The sequence below is a fragment of the Mycobacterium sp. NTMscope_MAC_12 genome (assembly GCF_976985675.1).
Genome location: NZ_CDRJYY010000001.1, coordinates 831,016 through 849,977, shown reverse-complemented (window position 1 = coordinate 849,977; position 18,962 = coordinate 831,016). Strand labels below are relative to the sequence as shown.

16 protein-coding genes and 1 riboswitch are annotated in these 18,962 nt (G+C 68.4%); of the genes, 10 read left to right on the top strand and 6 right to left on the bottom strand.

Annotated elements, in window-relative coordinates:
* The first annotated feature begins 234 nt into the window (after positions 1-234).
* The gene (gene dapD / locus AC0KS4_RS04100) at positions 235-1,188 is read left to right on the top strand and encodes a 2,3,4,5-tetrahydropyridine-2,6-dicarboxylate N-succinyltransferase (RefSeq protein ID WP_225330216.1); all 954 of its coding nucleotides are present in this window, start codon (positions 235-237) and stop codon (positions 1,186-1,188) included.
* On the opposite strand, the gene AC0KS4_RS04095 is transcribed toward dapD, so the two are convergent.
* The 4 genes from AC0KS4_RS04095 to AC0KS4_RS04080 form a co-directional block, all read right to left on the bottom strand.
* Positions 1,185-2,450, bottom strand: coding sequence for an MFS transporter (locus AC0KS4_RS04095; protein ID WP_225330215.1), 1,266 nt, complete (start codon positions 2,448-2,450; stop codon positions 1,185-1,187). The genes dapD and AC0KS4_RS04095 overlap by 4 nt on opposite strands.
* Positions 2,451-2,613: 163 nt before the next feature.
* The gene (locus AC0KS4_RS04090; protein ID WP_225330210.1) at positions 2,614-4,029 is read right to left on the bottom strand and encodes an acyl-CoA synthetase; all 1,416 of its coding nucleotides are present in this window, start codon (positions 4,027-4,029) and stop codon (positions 2,614-2,616) included.
* Positions 4,030-4,056: 27 nt separating this feature from the next.
* Positions 4,057-4,965: an alpha/beta fold hydrolase gene (locus tag AC0KS4_RS04085; protein WP_225330209.1), complete on the bottom strand. Its 909-nt coding sequence runs from the start codon at positions 4,963-4,965 to the stop codon at positions 4,057-4,059.
* Between the two features lie 99 nt (positions 4,966-5,064).
* Positions 5,065-6,525 carry an aldehyde dehydrogenase family protein gene (locus AC0KS4_RS04080; protein ID WP_238958133.1) on the bottom strand — a complete coding sequence of 487 codons (1,461 nt, stop codon included), beginning with the start codon at positions 6,523-6,525 and terminating at the stop codon, positions 5,065-5,067.
* A 198-nt stretch (positions 6,526-6,723) separates the two neighbouring features.
* Between AC0KS4_RS04080 and AC0KS4_RS04075 the strand changes: the two genes are divergently transcribed.
* The 5 genes from AC0KS4_RS04075 to AC0KS4_RS04055 are packed head-to-tail and all read left to right on the top strand — an operon-like array spanning position 6,724 to position 9,947.
* Entirely contained in the window at positions 6,724-7,269 is a 546-nt protein-coding gene (locus AC0KS4_RS04075; protein WP_225330207.1) for an FAS1-like dehydratase domain-containing protein, read from the top strand.
* The gene (locus tag AC0KS4_RS04070; RefSeq protein WP_238958134.1) at positions 7,269-7,709 is read left to right on the top strand and encodes a Zn-ribbon domain-containing OB-fold protein; all 441 of its coding nucleotides are present in this window, start codon (positions 7,269-7,271) and stop codon (positions 7,707-7,709) included. Before AC0KS4_RS04075 ends, AC0KS4_RS04070 begins: the two co-directional genes overlap by 1 nt.
* On the top strand, positions 7,706-8,155 hold the full coding sequence (locus tag AC0KS4_RS04065) for a MaoC family dehydratase (RefSeq protein ID WP_225330205.1): 450 nt from the start codon (positions 7,706-7,708) through the stop codon (positions 8,153-8,155). Before AC0KS4_RS04070 ends, AC0KS4_RS04065 begins: the two co-directional genes overlap by 4 nt.
* Positions 8,152-9,321, top strand: coding sequence for a lipid-transfer protein (locus AC0KS4_RS04060; protein ID WP_238958135.1), 1,170 nt, complete (start codon positions 8,152-8,154; stop codon positions 9,319-9,321). The genes AC0KS4_RS04065 and AC0KS4_RS04060 overlap by 4 nt, the downstream gene beginning before the upstream one ends.
* A 14-nt stretch (positions 9,322-9,335) precedes the next feature.
* On the top strand, positions 9,336-9,947 hold the full coding sequence (locus AC0KS4_RS04055) for a TetR/AcrR family transcriptional regulator (RefSeq protein ID WP_225330203.1): 612 nt from the start codon (positions 9,336-9,338) through the stop codon (positions 9,945-9,947).
* A gap of 156 nt (positions 9,948-10,103) precedes the next feature.
* On the opposite strand, the gene AC0KS4_RS04050 is transcribed toward AC0KS4_RS04055, so the two are convergent.
* Together AC0KS4_RS04050 and pruA are read right to left on the bottom strand one after the other, a co-directional pair.
* Positions 10,104-11,063 (bottom strand): proline dehydrogenase family protein, encoded by a 960-nt coding sequence (locus tag AC0KS4_RS04050; protein ID WP_238958137.1) that lies wholly within the window; start codon positions 11,061-11,063, stop codon positions 10,104-10,106.
* Entirely contained in the window at positions 11,063-12,703 is a 1,641-nt protein-coding gene (pruA, locus tag AC0KS4_RS04045; RefSeq protein ID WP_225330201.1) for an L-glutamate gamma-semialdehyde dehydrogenase, read from the bottom strand. Before pruA ends, AC0KS4_RS04050 begins: the two co-directional genes overlap by 1 nt.
* Positions 12,704-12,786: 83 nt before the next feature.
* Here pruA and AC0KS4_RS04040 point away from each other — a divergent pair, with 83 nt between their 5' ends.
* The 4 genes from AC0KS4_RS04040 (at position 12,787) to AC0KS4_RS04025 (ending at position 18,945) form a co-directional block, all read left to right on the top strand.
* Positions 12,787-14,382, top strand: a complete 1,596-nt coding sequence (locus tag AC0KS4_RS04040; RefSeq protein ID WP_238958138.1) for a PucR family transcriptional regulator — start codon at positions 12,787-12,789, stop codon at positions 14,380-14,382.
* Between the two features lie 55 nt (positions 14,383-14,437).
* Positions 14,438-14,619: riboswitch (cobalamin riboswitch) on the top strand.
* Between the two features lie 120 nt (positions 14,620-14,739).
* Entirely contained in the window at positions 14,740-16,410 is a 1,671-nt protein-coding gene (locus AC0KS4_RS04035; protein ID WP_225341159.1) for a PPE family protein, read from the top strand.
* Positions 16,411-16,504: 94 nt separating this feature from the next.
* A complete protein-coding gene (gene fadD21, locus AC0KS4_RS04030; RefSeq protein ID WP_225329948.1) occupies positions 16,505-18,241 on the top strand; it encodes a fatty-acid--AMP ligase FAAL21/FadD21 in 1,737 nt (578 codons plus the stop codon).
* A gap of 17 nt (positions 18,242-18,258) precedes the next feature.
* On the top strand, positions 18,259-18,945 hold the full coding sequence (locus tag AC0KS4_RS04025; RefSeq protein ID WP_225329949.1) for a GAP family protein: 687 nt from the start codon (positions 18,259-18,261) through the stop codon (positions 18,943-18,945).
* The last annotated feature ends 17 nt before the right edge of the window (positions 18,946-18,962 follow it).

The following is an 18,962-nucleotide window of genomic DNA, read 5'->3' as shown; positions in this document are numbered from 1 at the left end:
GTGACCAGCCGATGCCCGGGAGCGAGGTACCCCGAAACGGCCCAGTTCACTCGGTTGACCTGGCAAGACGGCGGCCTCGAAACGCACACTGCAGCGACCGCGCAGCGAGGACCTCCGAATCACGTTGCGCGGGCCAGCTTTTCACAGGCGGCGGCGCACTCGGCCCATTTCACGACCCCCGGGGCGTCGTCGCCCGCAGGGCGGGCGGACCGGTGAAGCGGGCCGGCAAGTAACCTGACCGCCGTGACTGGAGCTGCAGGTATCGGGCTGGCAACGCTGGCCGCCGACGGATCGATCCTCGACACGTGGTTTCCCGCACCGGAACTGACCGAATCGGGCACCGGGGCGACGTCGCGGCTGGCGCTGTCCGACGTTCCCCCCGAACTGACGGCGCTGATCGGCCGGGACGACGACCGCGGCACCGAGACCGTCGCCGTGCGCACGGTCATCGGCTCACTGGACGACGTGGCCGCCGACGCCTACGACGCCTACCTGCGGCTGCATCTGCTTTCGCACCGGTTGGTGGCGCCGCATGGGCTGAACGCCGGCGGCTTGTTCGGGGTATTAACCAATGTCGTCTGGACTAACCGCGGGCCCTGCGCCGTCGAGGGGTTCGAGGCCGTGCGGGCCCGGCTGCGCCGCCACGGACCGGTGATGGTCTACGGCGTCGACAAGTTCCCGCGGATGGTCGACTACGTGTTGCCGACCGGGGTGCGCATCGCCGACGCCGACCGGGTGCGGCTCGGCGCCCACCTGGCCCCGGGAACCACGGTGATGCACGAAGGCTTCGTCAACTACAACGCCGGCACGCTGGGAGCGTCGATGGTGGAGGGCCGCATCTCGGCCGGCGTGGTGGTGGGCGACGGCTCCGATGTGGGCGGCGGAGCCTCGATCATGGGCACGCTGTCCGGCGGTGGCACCGAGGTCATTTCGATCGGCAAGCGTTGCCTGCTCGGCGCCAATGCCGGCCTGGGCATCTCACTGGGCGACGACTGCGTGGTGGAAGCCGGCCTCTATGTCACCGCGGGCACCAAGGTCATCACGCCCGAGGGCAAAGAGATGAAGGCGCGCGAGTTCTCCGGCGGCAACAACCTGTTGTTCCGGCGCAATTCGCTGAGCGGGGCCGTCGAGGTGGTGGCCCGCGGCGGCCAGGGCATCGCCCTCAACGAGGACCTGCACGCCAACTAACCGACTCCGAGCGCCGTGCCGTTGGTTTCGGGCAGCAGGTAGGTGCACACCAGGCTGACCGCTGTGAGGGCGGCCAACATGAATCCGATCGCCCAGCTGCCGTATGTCGCCTGCAGGGTCCCGGCGATCAGCGGCGGCGCTGCGCTACCGACGATGCCGGCGAGGTTTTGCGCCAGCGCCGTTCCGCTGTAGCGGTAGCGGGTGGCGAACAGTTCGGGGATGAATGCCGCCGTCGGGCCGGAGCCGATCGCCGCGGCCGTGCACATGCCGACGATCGCCACCGCGTACCCCACGGGCTTGCCGGTGTTCAGCAACGGCATCACCAGAAACGACCACAGCAGACAACAGCTCCACCCCACCAGCATGATGCGGCGACGCCCGAGCCGGTCGCACAGAGTGGCCGATACCGCCATGAACGCCATGCTCGCGACCCCGCACAGCGCGCCGACGAACCAGATGAAGTTGCGCGAATACCCCAGGTGCGAGTGCGCGTACATCGCCAGATAGGTGTGGGCCATGTAGATGAACCCCAACGCGCCGAGGATGCTGCCCGCGGCCAGCGCGATCTCACGGCGTTGCAGCCGCAGCAGCTCCGCGAGCGGGGTTTTGGGTATCAGCTCACGCGCCTTCTCCTCCGCGAACACCGGGGTCTCCTCGATGTTCAGGCGCACGTACAGCGCGAGCCCGACCAACACCGCGCTGAGCAGGAACGGCACCCGCCATCCCCACTGCAGAAACGCCGGACTGCCTTCGCCGATGGTGAGGTTCACCCCCAGAAAGGTTGCACTGCTCAGCACGGCGGCGATGCCACCGCCCATCAAGGTGAACACGCCGTACCGGCCGCGCCGGTCGTCGGGCGCGTATTCGGCGCTCAGCAACGCCGAACCCGCCCATTCGCCGCCGACGGCGAACCCCTGCAGCAGCCGAAGCGCGACCAAGATCAGCGGCGCCGCGGCACCGATCACCCCCGAGCTGGGGACCAGGCCGACGCACACCGTTGACACGCCCATGATCAGCAGCGTGGCGACCAGGGTCTTCTTGCGGCCCAGCCGATCCCCGAAGTATCCGAACACGGCCGCGCCGAGGGGCCGGGACAAAAAAGCCGTCGCGAACGTCCCCATCGAGGCGATCGTGGCGCCGGAGGGGCTCAGGTGCGGGAAGAACACCATCGGGAACACCAGTGCCGCCGCGGTCCCGTAGATCATGAAGTCGTAGAACTCGATCGCCGAGCCCACCAGGCAGGCGACCGCGATCCGCCTCATCGGCGTGGGCCCGGTTACGACGGTCGCGGCGGCGCCGGCCGGGGGTAGGTTCCGTCCTTGCACTTTTACGACGGTACCTGCCGCCGGTTGGACTGCGGGCGTAACGGGACTGCGAAGAATCGAGCTGAAATTCGCGGTGTGGTGACGGGCCCACGCACCGCGCTCAGCCGTCGGACAGCAGCTGCTTTTTGAGGACCTTGCCCATGGCGTTGCGGGGTAGCGCGTCGACGACGCGGACCTCGCGCGGGCGCTTGTGCACCGAAAGTTGTTGCGCGACATAGTCGATCAGTTCGTCGCCGTTGGCGGATCCGACGACGTACGCGACGATGCGCTGCCCCAGGTCCGCATCGGGCATCCCGACCACCGCGGCCTCCTGCACGCCCGGATGTCCGAGCAGCACGGTCTCGATCTCGCCCGCACCGATGCGGTAGCCGCCGGACTTGATCAGGTCGACCGACTCGCGACCCACGATGCGGTGCATCCCCCCGCCGTCGATGACCGCGACGTCACCGGTGCGGTACCAGCCGTCGGCGTCGAACGCCTCGGCGGTGGCGTCCGGCCGGTTCAGGTAGCCGTCGAACATCATCGGACCGCGAACGTGGAGCTTCCCGACGGTTTCGCCGTCGTGCGGCACCGTACCGCCGTCGTCGTCGAGCACCCGCGTCTGCACGCCGGTGAGCGGCAGGCCCACCCACCCCGGGCGCCGCTCGCCGTCGGCCCGCGTCGAAATGGTGATCAGCGATTCCGAGGCGCCGTAGCGTTCGACGGGCTGATGTCCGGTGAGTGCGGCCAACCGGTCGAACACCGGCACCGGCAGCGGTGCGCTTCCGGAGACCAGCAGCCGCGCCGGGCCCAGCGCCCGGGCGGCCGCCTCGTCCGCCCCCACCCGCGACCACACGGTGGGCACGCCGAAAAACAGCGTGCCGCCGAAGTCGGTGCGGGCCGCGGCGTAGCCCGCCGGCGTCGGTTTCCCGGTGTGGATGAAGCGATTCCCGACCCGCAGTGAGCCGAGCAGGCCCAGCACCAGGCCGTGCACGTGGAAGAGCGGCAGGCCGTGCACCAACACGTCGTCGGCCGTCCATTGCCAGGCTTGCGCCAGCGCGTCCAGGTCGGCGGCGATCGCGCGCCGGCTCAGCACCACCCCCTTGGGCAGCCCGGTGGTGCCCGAGGTGTAGATGATCATCGCGGTGGCGTCGGGCGAGGGCTCGGGGTAGCGGTGCCAGGAGCGGGCGTGCAGGCGCACCGGGATGTGCGGGAGCCCTTCGGGCTCGTCGGGGACCGGCCCGAGCCACGCTTGCGCCGCGGAGTCGGTGAGCATATGCCGGCGCTCGGCGGTGCCCACGTCGGCGGGCACCGGGACGAAAGGCACCCCGGCGATCAGGCACCCGGTGACCGACAGCACCGTCTCGGCGGTTGGGGCGGCCAGGATGGCGACCCGGCCCGCGCCGCCCACCCGCTCGGCCACCGAGGTGGCGGCACCGACCAGGTCGCTGCGGCTGAGCACCGAGCCGTCGATGCGGACCGCGTCGGCAATATCGGTGGCGGTAACGGCCGAGGGATTCAACGACGCCAGCAGCACGTCAGCAGGCTACCCGGCGTAGAGGTATCAGCTTTTCTCGTCCCAGATCTTCATCAGGGTGGACAAGATCTCCTCGCCGCGGCCCAGCCCGCCGAGGTGGCTTTCGCCCGGGAGCACGATCAGCTCGCAGTCGGGCAGCCTGGACACGACGTGCTCGCCGTGGGCGAAGGGGACGATGTGGTCGCTGTCGCCGTGCCACCAGCGCACCGGGACCTTGACCTCGTCGAGCCGGAATCCCCAGTCCCGCGTGAACAGGATGATGTCGTTGAACGGGGCCGCCAGCTGCTTGCGGCTGCCGTTGAGCAGGTCGTCGAGGAACATGGCCCCGAACTCGGGGCGGGTCAGCAGGCGCCGGTCGCCCTCGGGCGATATCGCGGCATACAGATACAGGGCGGGATTGGCGACCGGGCGGATCGCCCGGACCACCAGGCTCGCACCGATCCGCAGCGGGTCACCGCCCAGCCGCAGCAGGGGCGCCAACCGCTTGCCCAGGTTCATCAGGCCGCTGGTGATCCCCTCGTCGCCGACGAAGGGCGCGACGCCGCCGAGGATTCCGGCCGCGACGACCCGGTCGGACAGCACCGCGGCCGACGCGAGCGCGTACGGACCGCCGCCGGACAGGCCGATGACGGCCATATTGTCGATGCCGAGCGTGTCCGCGATGGTCCGCAGGTCGTCGGCGAACGCCCGGATGTTCTCGTAGCGATGGGGTGTCGACGAGCCGATCCCGGGCCGGTCCAGCCCGATCAGCCGGATCTTGTGGTTTTCGGCGTAGAGGCGGGCTTCGGTGGGAATCTGGCGACGCGCGCCGGGGGTGCCGTGCAGCCAGAAGACCGCGCGGCCCTGGGGATCACCGAATTCGGCGAAGCCGATCTGGCGGTCTTCGCCGACGGCGACGTTTCCTTCGAGCTTGGGGCGGGCGATCTCGATGGCCATGTCAGCAGCTTGGCACGGGACGCGCGCTTTACCAAAGGCGCTTCGGGCCGGTGCCGAACGGGCTCCGGGGTGGGGCGCTGCCGGACTTCTGCCACGTCGTCACGCGGGAACCCCGATGGCCATCGGCTCCATGTACTGGTGTAGCCCGCCGATTCCGCCGCCCTCGCGGCCCAGGCCGCTGAGTTTGAAGCCGCCGAACGGCGCGCCGCCCGGACCGCAGCCGTTGACCGCGATCTGTCCGGTACGGATGCGGCGTGCGACGCCGACGGCGCGGTCGACGTCGCCGCCCCACACCGCCCCGGAGAGCCCGTATTGCGAATTGTTCGCGATGGCCACCGCGTCGTCGTCGTCGCGGTAGCGCAGCACCGTCAGCACCGGACCGAACACTTCCTCTTGCGCGATAGTCGAATTCGGCTCCACGTCGGACAGAATCGTCGGCTCGAAGTAGAACCCCACGTCCAGGCCGGCCGGACGGCCACCGCCGGTCACCAGCTTCGCCCCGTCGTCGAGCGCACCGGCGACGTGCGCCTCGACCCGGTCCCGCTGCGCCGCGCTGATCAGTGGGCCCATCTGCACGTCGGGATCGGCGGGATCGCCCACCTTGACCTCACGCGCCAACGCGGCGAGCCGATCGACGACATCGTCGTGCAGCGAATCGGGCAGCAGCAGCCGGCTGTGCAGGATGCAGGCCTGTCCGGCGTGCAGCGAACAGCAGTCGAACAGCATCTGCTGCAGCATCTCGTCGGTGACTTGCGCGTCGTCCAGGACGATGCTGGCGGACTTGCCGCCGAGCTCGAGCAGGATCCGCTTCATCGTGTCGCCGGCGGCGGACATGACCTGTCGGCCGATCACCGAGCTGCCGGTGAAGCTCACCATGTCGATCCGCGGATCGGTGGTCAGCAGCTTGGCCGCGTCAACCCCGGAAGGCGTGACGACGTTGACCACCCCCGGCGGGATGTCGGTGTGTTCGTCGATGATCCGCGCGAGCGCCAGCCCGGCCAGCGGTGTCAGCGGCGAGGGCTTGAGCACGACGGTATTGCCCGCTGCCAGAGCATGATTGAGCTTCATCACGTTGAGACAGTGCGGGAAGTTCCACGGCGTCAGCACCGATACAACACCCAGTGGCGCATGACGCAACAAGGTGGTTCCGGCGCCCATCCCGGTGACCTCTTGGTCGGTCAACTGGGTGGCCAGCTGAGCGGCGTGCATCGACATGAACCCGGCGCCGTCGATCTGCATGATGCGCTCATTAGCAACGCAGCCCCATTCCACCTGGGACAGCGCGAAGAAGTCGTCGGCGTGTTTGCTCAGCGCCTCACCCAGCTGGTTGAGACACCCGGCGCGCTGCTCGGCGCTCATGGTGCGCCAGGGTCCGCTGTCGAAGGCGCGGCGCGCGGCGGCGATCGCCTCACCTACCTGGGCGACGCTGGCGTCGGGCGCGGTGGCGATCACGGCCTCGGTGGACGGAGAAATGTCCTCATACCGGCCGTCTTGCGGCTCGACCCAGTTGCCGTCGATGTAGAGCCGATAGGACTGAACGAGAGCGGGCAAATCGGCCATGTGTTTCCTCCGGTCATCTGATCACTTGGTGTACCCGCACCAGCGGCCGCCGTCAATCGTCATTTGCGCGAATTCCGGAGCTCCTCGCGCACTTTGCTGTTGTATTGACAGCATGCGACGCCGCAGAGTACACACATCTCGCGAGACAGATCGCGCCAATCTGTCGGATCAAGGTGTCCTGCGAGAGGGGCTTGCTACGTGACCGACTCAGAATCCGTCAGCGCCAAGGTGCGGGCCCTCGTCGGGCAGCCGACCGGCGGCACCGGAAAGCCGTCGCTGGCACCGGACCCGGTGAACCAGCCGATGATCCGGCACTGGGCGTACGCGATGGCCGACATGAACCCGGTATATCTCGACCCCGAGTTCGCGGCCTCGTCCCGGTTCGGCGGCATCGTGTCGCCACCGGTGATGCTGCAGACGTGGACAATGCCGTCGCCGATACTGGAGGGAATCGGTGAGCGGGGCGGGGCGCCGATCGAGATCAAAAGCAACCCAACCGAATTCCTCGACGAGGCCGGCTACACCAGCACGGTGGCGACCAATTCGGAGTTCGAGATCGAACGTTACCCGCGACTGGGCGACGAGATCAGCGCGACGACGGTCTACGAATCGGTCTCGGACGAGAAGAAGACGGCGCTGGGCACCGGCTTCTTTCTGACCTGGCTGACCACCTACACCGACCAGAACGGCGAAGTGCTGGGCCGGCAGCGATTCCGGGTGCTGCGATTCAGGCCGGCGAATTGATGGCGGCCCGTCTGGCGCCGGCGATCACCCCGGACACCGAATTCTTCTGGAATGGCTTGCGGGAGAACAAGCTCCTGATCCAGCGTTGCGGTGGCTGCGGGCAGCTCCGCCATCCGCCCCGGCCGATGTGCCCGCACTGCCGTTCGCTCGAGTGGGACACGATCGAGGCCTCCGGCCTCGGCACGGTGTACAGCTACGTGATGCCACACGAACCCAAGTTTCCGTTCTTCGACTATCCCTACGTCGTCGCGCTGGTGGAACTCGAGGAAGGGGTCCGGCTGGTGTCCAACCTGACCGGCGTGGATCCCTCCGGCATCACACCCGGATTGGCCGTGGAGGTCTATTACCAGGTCTTCGATGACGGCCTCGTGCTACACCAGTTTCGGCCCCGCGGTCAGTCAGTTCGCCTTGACGCGACGTATTCGGAGGGACACGCATGACGACCACCGCGAACCGCACTTTGCAATGGCGAGACATTTCGGTCGGTGACGAGGTCACGCCCCTCGAAATCCCCATCACCACAACGATGATCGTTGCCGGCGCGATCGCCACCCGTGACTTCATGCCGGTGCATCACGACCGCGACTACGCCAAGCAGCAGGGTTCGCCCAACCTGTTCATGAACATCCTGACCACCAACGGCTATTGCGTGCGCTTCCTCACCGACTGGGCGGGGCCCGAGGCGATGGTGAAGAAATTGTCGATCCGCCTGGGCGTGCCCTGTTTTCCCGACGACCCGTTGCGGTTCACCGGCAGCGTCACCGGCAAGAGTGAAGGCTCGGGCGGCGAGAATTTCGTCGAGGTGACCTTCGCGGGCGCCAACAGCCTGGGCGACCACGTCTCCGGCACGGCGGTGCTCAGCCTGCTCGACGGTCCGGACGCATGAGCCGGACGTTGCCGGGCGCCGCGGCCATCGTCGGGATCGGTCAGACCGAGTTCTCCAAGGAATCCGGGCGCAGCGAACTGCAATTGGCGTGCGAGGCGGTCAGCGCGGCGCTGGACGACGCCGGCCTGACGCCCGCCGACGTCGACGGCATGGTCACGTTCACCATGGATTCCAGCGACGAGATCGACATCGCGCGCAACGTGGGCATCGGCGATCTGAGTTTCTTTTCGCGCGTGCACCATGGCGGGGGCGCCGCCGCCGGGACCGTGGTGCACGCGGCGATGGCGGTCGCCACGGGTGTGGCCGACGTGGTGGTGTGCTGGCGTGCCTTCAACGAACGTTCCGGGTTCCGGTTCGGCGGCAGCGGGCGCAGCATGGCCGAAACCCCGTTGTTCATGGCGCATTACGCGCCGTTCGGATTGCTCACTCCCGCCGCCTGGGTTGCGATGCACGCCCAGCGCTACATGTCGACGTACGGGGTCACCAACGAGGACTTCGGCAGGATCGCGGTCGTCGATCGTGCGCACGCGGCGAAGAATCCCGACGCCTGGTTCTACGAGCGTCCGATCACGTTGGAAGATCACCAGAATTCGCGCTGGATCGTGGAACCGGTGCTGCGACTGCTGGATTGCTGCCAGGAAAGCGACGGCGGTGTCGCGCTCGTCATCACCAGCGCCGAACGCGCCCGCGATCTGCGGCAGCCCCCGGCCGTCATCACCGCGGCCGCGCAGGGCGCGGCCTACAACGGCGAGATGATGACGAGCTACTACCGCGACGACATCACCGGGCTTCCGGAGATGGGGGTGGTGGCCCGGCAGCTGTGGCGCGATTCCGGACTCAAGCCGCAGGACATCCAAACCGCCTTCATCTACGATCACTTCACGCCGTTCGTGTTCACCCAGCTCGAGGAGCTCGGCTTCTGCGGGCGCGGCGAGGCCAAGGACTTCGCGACCGTCGAACGGCTTTCGCTGGGTGGAGATTTCCCGATCAACACCAACGGAGGCCTGTTGGGCGAGGCATACATCCACGGCATGAACGGCATCACCGAAGGGGTGCGCCAGGTGCGGGGCACCTCGCACAATCAGGTCGATAACGTCGAGCACGTGTTGGTCACCTCCGGAACCGGTGTGCCCACCAGTGGGCTGATCCTCGCCCCGGCGGGATGAGGGGCGTTGGTCCCGTGACGACTCAACCGGCCCAGGCCGCCGATACCCGCGAGCTCATCGTCGTCTCGGCGTTCACGTGCTTCGGCAAGCAGGGATTGGACAAGGCGACGATCGTCGACATCGCCAAGCAGGCAGGGGTATCCCGCAGCACCATCTACGAATACTTCAGCGACAAGGCCGCGATCGTCGAGGCATGCGCCGAGCACGCGTCCGAGCGTTTCTACCGCGAGATGTCCAAGGCGATGGACCGCGGCAGCAGCCTCGAGGAAAAGCTTTCTTCCGCGGCGGTTTTCGTCACCCAGGCGCGACGAGTCATCGCTTCCGAGAAGTACTTTGACGAAGATGCGATCAGCCTGCTGCTGACCAAGGACGCCGCCGTGCTGCTGCGCGAATGCGTCGAGTTCTTCGCCCCCTACCTGTCGGCCGCCAGGCTCACGGGTGAGGTGCGCAAGGATCTCGACGTCGAGGCCGCCGGTGAGTGGTTCGCGCGCATCCTGTTCTCGCTCTTCAGCACGCCGTCCTCGACCCTGGATATGGACGATCCCGAGGTGGCGGCGGAGTTCGTCCGCGCGCATGTGGTGCGCGGCTTCGCCAGCGATCGCCCGCGGCCCCGCCGCGCTCAGTGACGGCGTTGCGTGTGAATCCTGGGCTTTGCGTGTGAATCGTCGGCGTTGCGTGTGAATCCTGGGCGGGGATCGTCGGCGTGTCGCCGCCGTACGCGCACACCGAAAGCCCACGATTCACACTGAAAGCCGTGATCGCACACTCGACGCGACGCGTGCTCAACGCCCGACCAAAGCCCGCAAGAAGAACGTCAGGTTGGCGGGACGCTCGGCCAGTCGGCGCATGAAGTACCCACACCACTGCGTGCCGAACGGCAGATACACGCGCACGTGGTTCCCGGCCGCGGTGAGGCGTCGCTGCTCGTCGTCGCGGATGCCGTAGAGCATCTGGTATTCGAATTCCCCGGCGCCACGGCCCGATTCGCGGGCAAGGGTGCCGGCCGCGTTGATCACAGCCGGGTCGTGGGAGGCCACCATCGGATAACCCGAGCCGGCCATCAGCACCCGCAGGCAACGCAGGTACGCCTCCGTCACCTCGGCGGGCTCGCGATATGCCACCGACGCGGGCTCGTCGTAGGCACCCTTGCACAGCCGGACCCGGGCGCCAGAGGCGGCGAACGCTTCGCAATCACCCGGCGTGCGCCGCAGGTACGCCTGCAAAGCCACGCCCAGCCAAGGAAAGTCGGCCCGCAGATCGCGCACGATGGACAGCGTCGACTCGGTGGTGGTGTGGTTCTCGGCGTCCACCGTCACCCACACGCCCGCGCGCCGGGCGGCATCGCAGATCGACCACCCGTTCTCCCGCGCGATCTTGGGCCCGTCGCGCTCCACCGCCTGCCCCAGCGCCGACAACTTGACCGAGACTTCCAGCGGCCGCGTGACATCTCCCCCGGCGTCGAGTCGGCCCAACTGCTCGATCAGGTCCAGGTAGGTCCGCACCGCCGCGTCGGCGTCGTCGGCGCTCAGAACGTCCTCGCCCAGATAGTCGACGCTGACGAACAGCGCCGACGAGCGAAGCGCCGCAACGCGATCCAGCGCGGATTCGATCGTCTCCCCGGGGACGAAGCGGCGCACCACGCGACGGGTGACCGGCAACCGCTCGGCGGCGCGGCGCGCTACCTCGCTTTGTCCGGCCGCCAGGAGCACCGGGCGCAGGGTGCTCGCGAACAGTCCGGCCATCAGTCGGCACCCATGTGCGGATAGGTGTGCTCGGTCGCCGGGACGAACGTCTCCTTGATGGTGCGCGCCGACGTCCAGCGCAACAGGTTCAGCATCGATCCGGCCTTGTCGTTGGTGCCCGAGCCACGCGAGCCCCCGAACGGCTGGCGCCCGACGACCGCGCCGGTCGGCTTGTCGTTGATATAGAAGTTCCCGGCGGCAAACCGCAGCCGGTGCTGGGCCGTCAGCACCGCGTCCCGGTCGTCGGCGATGACCGCGCCGGTCAGCGCGTACCGGGAACCGCGGTCGACGACGTCGAGGATCCTTTCGTAATCGGCGTCGGGGTACACGTGCACCGACAGCAGCGGGCCGAAGTATTCGGTCGAAAACGACTCATCGGTCGGATCATCGGACAGCAATACGGTGGGGCGCACGAAATACCCTTCGTGGTCGTCGTATTCGCCGCCGACGGCGATGGTGACGTGGGGCGCGCCCTTCGCCCGCTCGATGGCGGCGACGTTCTTGGTGAAGGCGCGCCGGTCGATCAGCGCGCCGCCGAAGTTGGTGAGGTCGGTGACGTCGCCGTAACGCAGCGCGGCCGTCTCCCCCAGCAAGTCGTCACCCATCCGCCGCCACACCGACTGCGGGATGAAGGCCCGCGACGCCGCCGAGCATTTCTGCCCCTGGTAGTCGAAGGCCCCGCGAATCAAGGCCGTGCACAACACATCCGGTCGCGCGGACGCGTGCGCGACCACGAAGTCCTTGCCGCCGGTCTCGCCGACCAGGCGCGGATAGCTGTGGTAGTGACCGATATTCGTGCCGACCTGATACCACAGCCGCTGGAAGGTGGCCGTCGACCCGGTGAAGTGGATGCCGGCCAGCCGCCGGTCGGCCAGCGCCACATCGGAAACCGCGAAGCCGTCGCCGGCCACCAGGTTGATCACCCCGGGCGGCAGGCCGGCGGCCTCGAGCAGCTGCATGGTCAGATAGGCCGACAACGTCTGGGTGATCGAGGGCTTCCAGACCACCGTGTTGCCCATCAGCGCCGGCGCGGTCGGCAGGTTGCCGGCGATGGAGGTGAAGTTGAACGGCGTGATCGCGTACACGAAGCCGTCGAGCGGGCGGTACTCGCTGCGGTTCCATTCCCCCGGCCCGCTGATGGGTTGCTGCGCCAGGATCTGTTGCGCGAAGACAACATTGAATCGCCAGAAGTCGATCTGCTCGCACGGCGAGTCGATCTCGGCTTGATAGGCGGACTTGGATTGGCCGAGCATCGTCGCGGCGGCGATTTTCTCCCGCCACGGCCCGGCCAGCAGGTCGGCGGCGCGCAGGAACACCGCCGCCCGCTCATCGAACGGCATGGCCGCCCAGTCGCTTTTCGCGGCCATCGCGGCGTCGATCGCCGCCGTCGCGTCGGCGTGCACGGCGTTGGTCAGGGTGCCCAGCTTGGCGGCGTGCCGGTGCGGCTGGACGACATCGATGCGCTCACCGTCGCCCATCCGGTGGTCGCCGCCGATGACGTGCGGCAGGTCGATCGGGTGATCGGCCTGCGCGGCCAGTTCGGCGCGCAGCCGGGCGCGTTCCGGGGAGTGCGGCGCGTAGTCGTGGACCGGCTCGTTTGCTGGTGTCGGCACCTCAGAAAATCCAGTGATGGCGTCCATAACGCCAGGGTCCTCGCGGCGACCACGCATGGAGTTAGCCAATCGGACAAGACAGAACTGGTTCCATAGTAAAATCGCACAACATGGCCGGTGTGGGGCTGGGTCGGCTGTTGCTTGCGCTGGACGCGACCCTCGTCAGCCTCGCCGACGCCCCCCGGGGGCTGGACCTCCCGGTGGGTTCGGCCGCGCTGATCGACTCCGACGACGTGCGCCTGGGTCTCGCGGCCGCGGCGGGTGCCGCGGACGTCTTCTTCCTGTTGGGGGTCGCCGACGACGAGGCGATGCGATGGATGGGCAGGCAGGCGCGCGAGCGCGTGCCGGTGGCCATCTTCGTCAAACAGCCCTCGCCCGCGCTGGTGAACACGGCCGTCGCGGCGGGCTCGGCGGTGGTGGCCGTCGATCCGCGCGCCCGGTGGGAACGCCTCTACCAATTGGTCAACCACGTCCTCGAGCACCACGGCGACCGCGCCGACGCGCTGGACGACTCGGGCACCGACTTGTTCGGGCTGGCGCAGTCGCTCGCCGAGCGCATCCACGGCATGGTCAGCATCGAGGACGCGCAATCCCATGTCTTGGCCTACTCGGCCTCCAACGACGAAGCTGACGAGTTGCGCCGCCTTTCCATCCTGGGCAGGGCCGGCCCGCCCGAGCATCTGGAGTGGATCGGCAAATGGGGCATCTTCGATGCGCTGCGATCGGGCACCGAGGTGGTGCGCGTCGACGAGCGGCCCGAGCTAGGCCTGCGCCCGCGGCTGGCCATCGGGATCCACCAGCCCGCGACCGACGCCCGGCGACCGCCGGTGTTCGCCGGAACCATCTGGGTGCAGCAGGGCTCGCAGCCGCTGGCCGACGACGCCGAGGAGATGTTGCGGGGCGCCGCCGTGCTGGCCGCCCGCATCATGTGGCGGCTGGCGGCCCGCCCGTCCACCCATGCCCGGCGGGTCCAGCAATTGCTGGGCCTGGCGGACGAATCCGCCGACGCGACGGCCATCGCCCGCGAACTCGGCCTGGCCACCGACACCACCGCGGCCCTGATCGGATGGGACGCCGCCGACAGTTCGGCCGGTCATGCTCGGCTGGCCGACATCATCGCGTTGAGCGCCAGCGCTTTCCGGCGTGACGCCCAGGTGGCCTCGAACGGTTCGCGAACGTACGTGCTGCTTCCCCAGACCCAGACCCAGACCCAGAACCGGTCGGTCACCTCCTGGGTGCGCGGCACCATCGGCGCAATGCGCGCCGAGCTCGGGGTGCAGCTGCGGGCGGCCATCGCGGCGCCGGTCGCCGGCCTGGCCGAGGCCACCGCCGCGCGCATCGAGGTGGATCGGGTGCTGGACAGCGCTGGGCGCCACCCCATTTCGTTCGGACAGGTGACGTCGCTGGCCGAAGCGCGCACCGCCGTCCTGGTCGACGAAATCGTGACCCTGGTCGGCAGCGACGAGCGCCTGATCGATCCGCGGATCGTGCAGCTGGGCGAAGACGATCCGGTGCTGGCGGAAACGCTGCGGACCTACCTGGACTCCTTCGGCGACATCGCCGCGGCCGCGCACGCGTTGCAGGTCCATCCGAATACCGTTCGCTACCGCGTGCGGCGGATCGAGAAGCTGCTGTCGACCTCGCTGGCCGATCCCGAGGTCCGGCTGCTGTTCTCGCTGGGGCTACGGATCCTGGAACGCCGCTAGCGCGGGTATCCGCAAGTCCTCGCCGACCGTCTCCGGACGATTTGGCGACATTTGCTCCCAGCGGATGCAACAATGTCACCCCGTAAGGTGATGACGACGCAGGAAGCCGGTGCGAATCCGGCGCGGTCCCGCCACTGTCATCGGGGAGCGAACCTCAACGGCCACGGCTGAAAAGCTGGAAGGCGAGGCGAGCGGCGATCCGAGAGCCAGGACACTCACGTCATCGCGTACTGCGACCCGGGGCGGGTGTACCCCGAGAGAGCTGTCAGCGTCCATGTTTCCTCCGGCATGGGTGGCCGTCGACGCCGCCACTGCGGCGCCGTGCTGCCGCGCCCACACGACCACCGGCGGCCAGCGATGACCGCCCCGATCTGGATGGCCTCCCCGCCGGAGGTGCATTCAACGCTGCTCAGCAGCGGTCCGGGTCCGGGCCCGCTGCTGGCCGCCGCGGCGACCTGGAGCTCGTTGAGCGTGGAATACGCGGAGTCGGCCGACGAGCTGGCCGCGCTGCTGGGCGCCGCGCAGGCCGGCAGCTGGGACGGCCCGACGGCCGCGGCGTACGTGGCCGCGCACGCGCCCTACCTGGCGTGGCTGGCGCAGGCCAGCGCGCATAGCGCGACCATGGCCGCCCAGCAGGACATGGCCGCCACCGCCTACACCGTGGCGCTGGCGGCCATGCCGACGATGCCGGAGCTGGCCGCCAATCACGCCACCCACGCCGTATTGACGGCGACGAATTTCTTTGGCATCAACACCATTCCGATCGCGGTGAACGAAGCCGACTACGCGCGGATGTGGGTTCAGGCGGCCACCGTGATGAGCACCTACGAGGGCGTGGCGACCGCCGCGGTGGCCACCGCGCCGCCGGCCGAGCCGGCTCCCGAGGTCATGAAGGCCACTGCGCTGGCCGCCACGGCCGAGCAGTCGTCGTCGTATCCCCCCGACACGCAGAACCAGTGGATGGACTGGCTGGAGAAGACCGGGTTCGTCGACTTCTACAACCGGTACATCCAGCCGTTGATCGACCAGCTGATGAACAACCCGTTCTTCCAGTCCATGTTCTCCGGTTTCGACCCCTGGCTGCCGTCACTCGGCAACCCGTTGAGCTTCCTGAACCCGTTCAACATCGCGTTCGCCCTGGGCTATCCGATGGACTTCGGTTCGTACTTCGCCTATCTCGGGCAAATGTTCAGCTTCGTCGCGGCGGATCTCGCGGCGGCGTTCGCCTCGGGAAACCCCGCGACGATCGCGTGGACCATCCTGTTCACCACCATCGAAGTGATCGGCACGGTCATCACCGACACCATCGCGCTGATCAAGACGTTGCTCGAGCAGATGATCGTGCTGATCCCGCTCATCGTGCCGCTGCTGACCGTCGCCGTGGTTCCGCTGGTCGTCCCCACGCTGGTCGGGGGCTTGGCGGGCCTGACGGGCCTGGCCGGACTGCACGCCATCCCGATCGTGCCGCTCATCCCGGCCCCGGCCCTCGTCCCCGTCGCACTGGCGCCCACCCTGCCTCCCACACCGGCCCCGGCGCCGGCTCCCGCGCCGACGCCCGCCTCCGCACCCGCCACGGCACCCGCGCCGCCCGCGCCCGGGGCCCCACCACCGACGCCGGCGGGACCGCCGGCGGCCGCGATGCAAAGTCTGGGCTACATGGTCGGTGGCCTGGCCGCGGATGCGCGCAGGGCCGCGAGCACCAGCGCCCGCGCGCGGAGGGCGGCAGCGGCGCGCGCCGCCGAGGCCGAGGCGGTGGCACTGCCGGAAGAAGAGGAGACGAAGAAGCGCCGGCAGCGGGTCAGGGCCACCCAACTCGGCCGCGGGTACGAATACATGGACCTCGAGCCCGCGACGACGGCCTCGGACCGGCCCGCCCCCGCGATGGGGTTCGCCGGAACCATCCCCACGAAGGCCGCCACCGCACCGGCGGGATTGAGCGCGCTCGTCGTCGACGAGTTCGACGACGGCCCCCGCACGCCGATGGTGCCGGGAACCTGGGATGCCGACCCGACGGGATCGAAACCCTAAGCGGCATAGGTCATTTGGCCCGAGACGGTTTCTCGGGCCCCGGGCCTCGCACGACCGTCGTGCGCGAAAAAGCCGAAGCGGTAACCTAGCCCGCATGCAACATTCGTCGGTCGTCTCCCTGCTGCGGGAACGCGCCGGCCTGCAGCCCGACGATGTGGCCTTTCGCTATACCGACTACGAGCAGGATTGGGCGGGCGTCACCGAATCGCTGACGTGGGCACAGCTGTATCGGCGGACCCTGAACCTCGCGCACGAGGTCAAGCGGCACGGCAGCAGCGGGGACCGGGCCGTGATCCTTGCCCCCCAAGGCCTCTCCTACATCGTGGCGTTCCTCGGCGCGATGCAGGCCGGGCTGATCGCGGTTCCGCTGTTGGTTCCGCAGCCCGGTACGCGCGATGAGCGGGTCAGTGCCGTGCTGGCCGACACCGGCCCGACCGTCGTTCTCACCACCTCCGCGGCGGCCGCGGCCATTGGCGATTACGCGCACCAACCGGACGGAGCAACCCCGGCCATCATCGAGGTCGATTCCCCGGGCCTCGACGATCCGAATCCGCCGAGCATCCCAATCGGGGGCGCCCCGAGCGTCGCGTACCTGCAGTACACGTCGGGCTCGACTCGCCTTCCGGCCGGAGTCATGGTCTCGCACCGGAACCTCCACGTGAATTTCCAGCAGCTGATGGCTGCCTACTTCCCGGACTTCGCTGGCGTGGCCCCGCGCGACAGCGTGTGCGTGTCGTGGCTGCCCTTCTACCACGACATGGGCCTGATGCAAGGCGTCATCGCCCCCATCCTGGGCGGCTACCCCGGTGATCTGACGAGCCCGGTTGCCTTCCTGCAGCGGCCCGCGCGGTGGATCCAAGCGATGGCCCAAGCCGATCCGGTGTTTTCGGCCGCGCCGAACTTCGCCTTCGAGCTGGCCGCGCGCAAGACGACGGATGCGGACATGACCGGACTCGACCTCGGCAACATCATCAGCATCGTGAGCGGCGCCGAACGAATCCATCCCGCCACGCTCGACCGGTTCTGTAAGCAGTTCGCCCCGTATAACTTTCGCGAAGACATGATGCAACCCTCCTACGGCCTGGCGGAGGCGACCGTCTACGTGGCCAGCCGCGCGCAGACCGGCGCCCCGAAAGTCGTTCACTTCGAGCCGGAGCGGCTGTCGGAGGGCAACGCCCAGCCGTGCTCACCGGGGACCGGCTCGCCGTTGCTGAGCTACGGGACGCCGCAATCGCCGACGGTACGAATCGTCGACCCCGACACCAGCACACAGTGCCCGGACGGGACCGTCGGTGAAATCTGGGTCAACGGCGACAACGTGGCCGACGGCTACTGGCAAAAGCCGGAGGAAACGCGGCGCACCTTCTGCGCGGTCCTGGCCGATCCGGCGCCGGGTACCCCCGAGGGGCCGTGGCTGCGCACCGGTGACCTCGGCTTCGTCTGTGACGGCGAGATGTTCATCGTGGGCAGGATGAAGGATTTGCTGATTGTCTACGGGCGCAACCACTATCCCGAGGACATCGAGTCGACGGTGCAGGCGATCACCGGGGGCCGCGTCGCGGCGATCTCGGTTCCGGTGGACGAGACCGAGAAATTGGTGACCATCATCGAACTGAAACACCGCGGTGGCTCCGGCCAGGACGCGCTACACACCCTCGACGCCGTCAAGAACGATGTCACCGCCGCGATTTCGAACTCGCACGGGCTCAACGTCGCCGACCTGGTACTGGTGCCACCGGGATCGATTCCCACCACGACGAGCGGCAAGATCCGGCGGGCCGCCTGCGTCGAGCAGTACCGACGGCAACAGTTCGCCCGGTTAGACGCCTGAACGGTCCCATATCTGCGATGTTGTTCACCATCGGTGTGATGGCCATTGCCGTGAGCCTGGAACCGTTCCGGATCGGCATGACGGTGCTGATGCTGAATCGCCCCAGGCCGCTGATGCAACTGCTCGCGTTTTTAACCGGCGGATTCGCGATGGGGTTGACGGTGGGTGCGACCGCCTTGTTCCTCTTCCGGCGCGTTCTGCTGCGCTCGACGTACTTCACCTTGCCCCGGGTGCAAATCCTCATCGGCGCACTCGCGCTGGTGGCCGCCGCGGGCCTGGCGGCCAAGATCGTGGCGGACCGGCGGCGCGGAACGCGCCACGTTCCTCCCGACGGCGACGGCGCCGGCCCCGCCTGGCTGAGGACTCGGGCCCGACGACTGCTGGACGGACGTTCCCTGTGGGTCGCCGCCGCCGCGGGCCTCGGGATTGCGCTGCCGTCGGTGGATTATCTGGCCGCCCTGGCGGTCATCCTGGCGTCCGGCGCGCCGGTCATGACGCAATTGGGAGCGCTGCTGATGTTCAACGTCATCGCGTTCTCACTTGTCGAGATCCCAGTCGTCGCTTACCTGTTGGCGCCAACGGCAACGCGCGCGGCGATGACCGCGCTCCAGGATTGGATACGGTCGCGGCGTCGCATCGAGGTTGCCGCACTGCTTGCCGCGGTCGGGCTTGTCCTGCTGGTGGTGGGCTTAGCCGAACTGTGAGAACGGCCGGAGGCAAC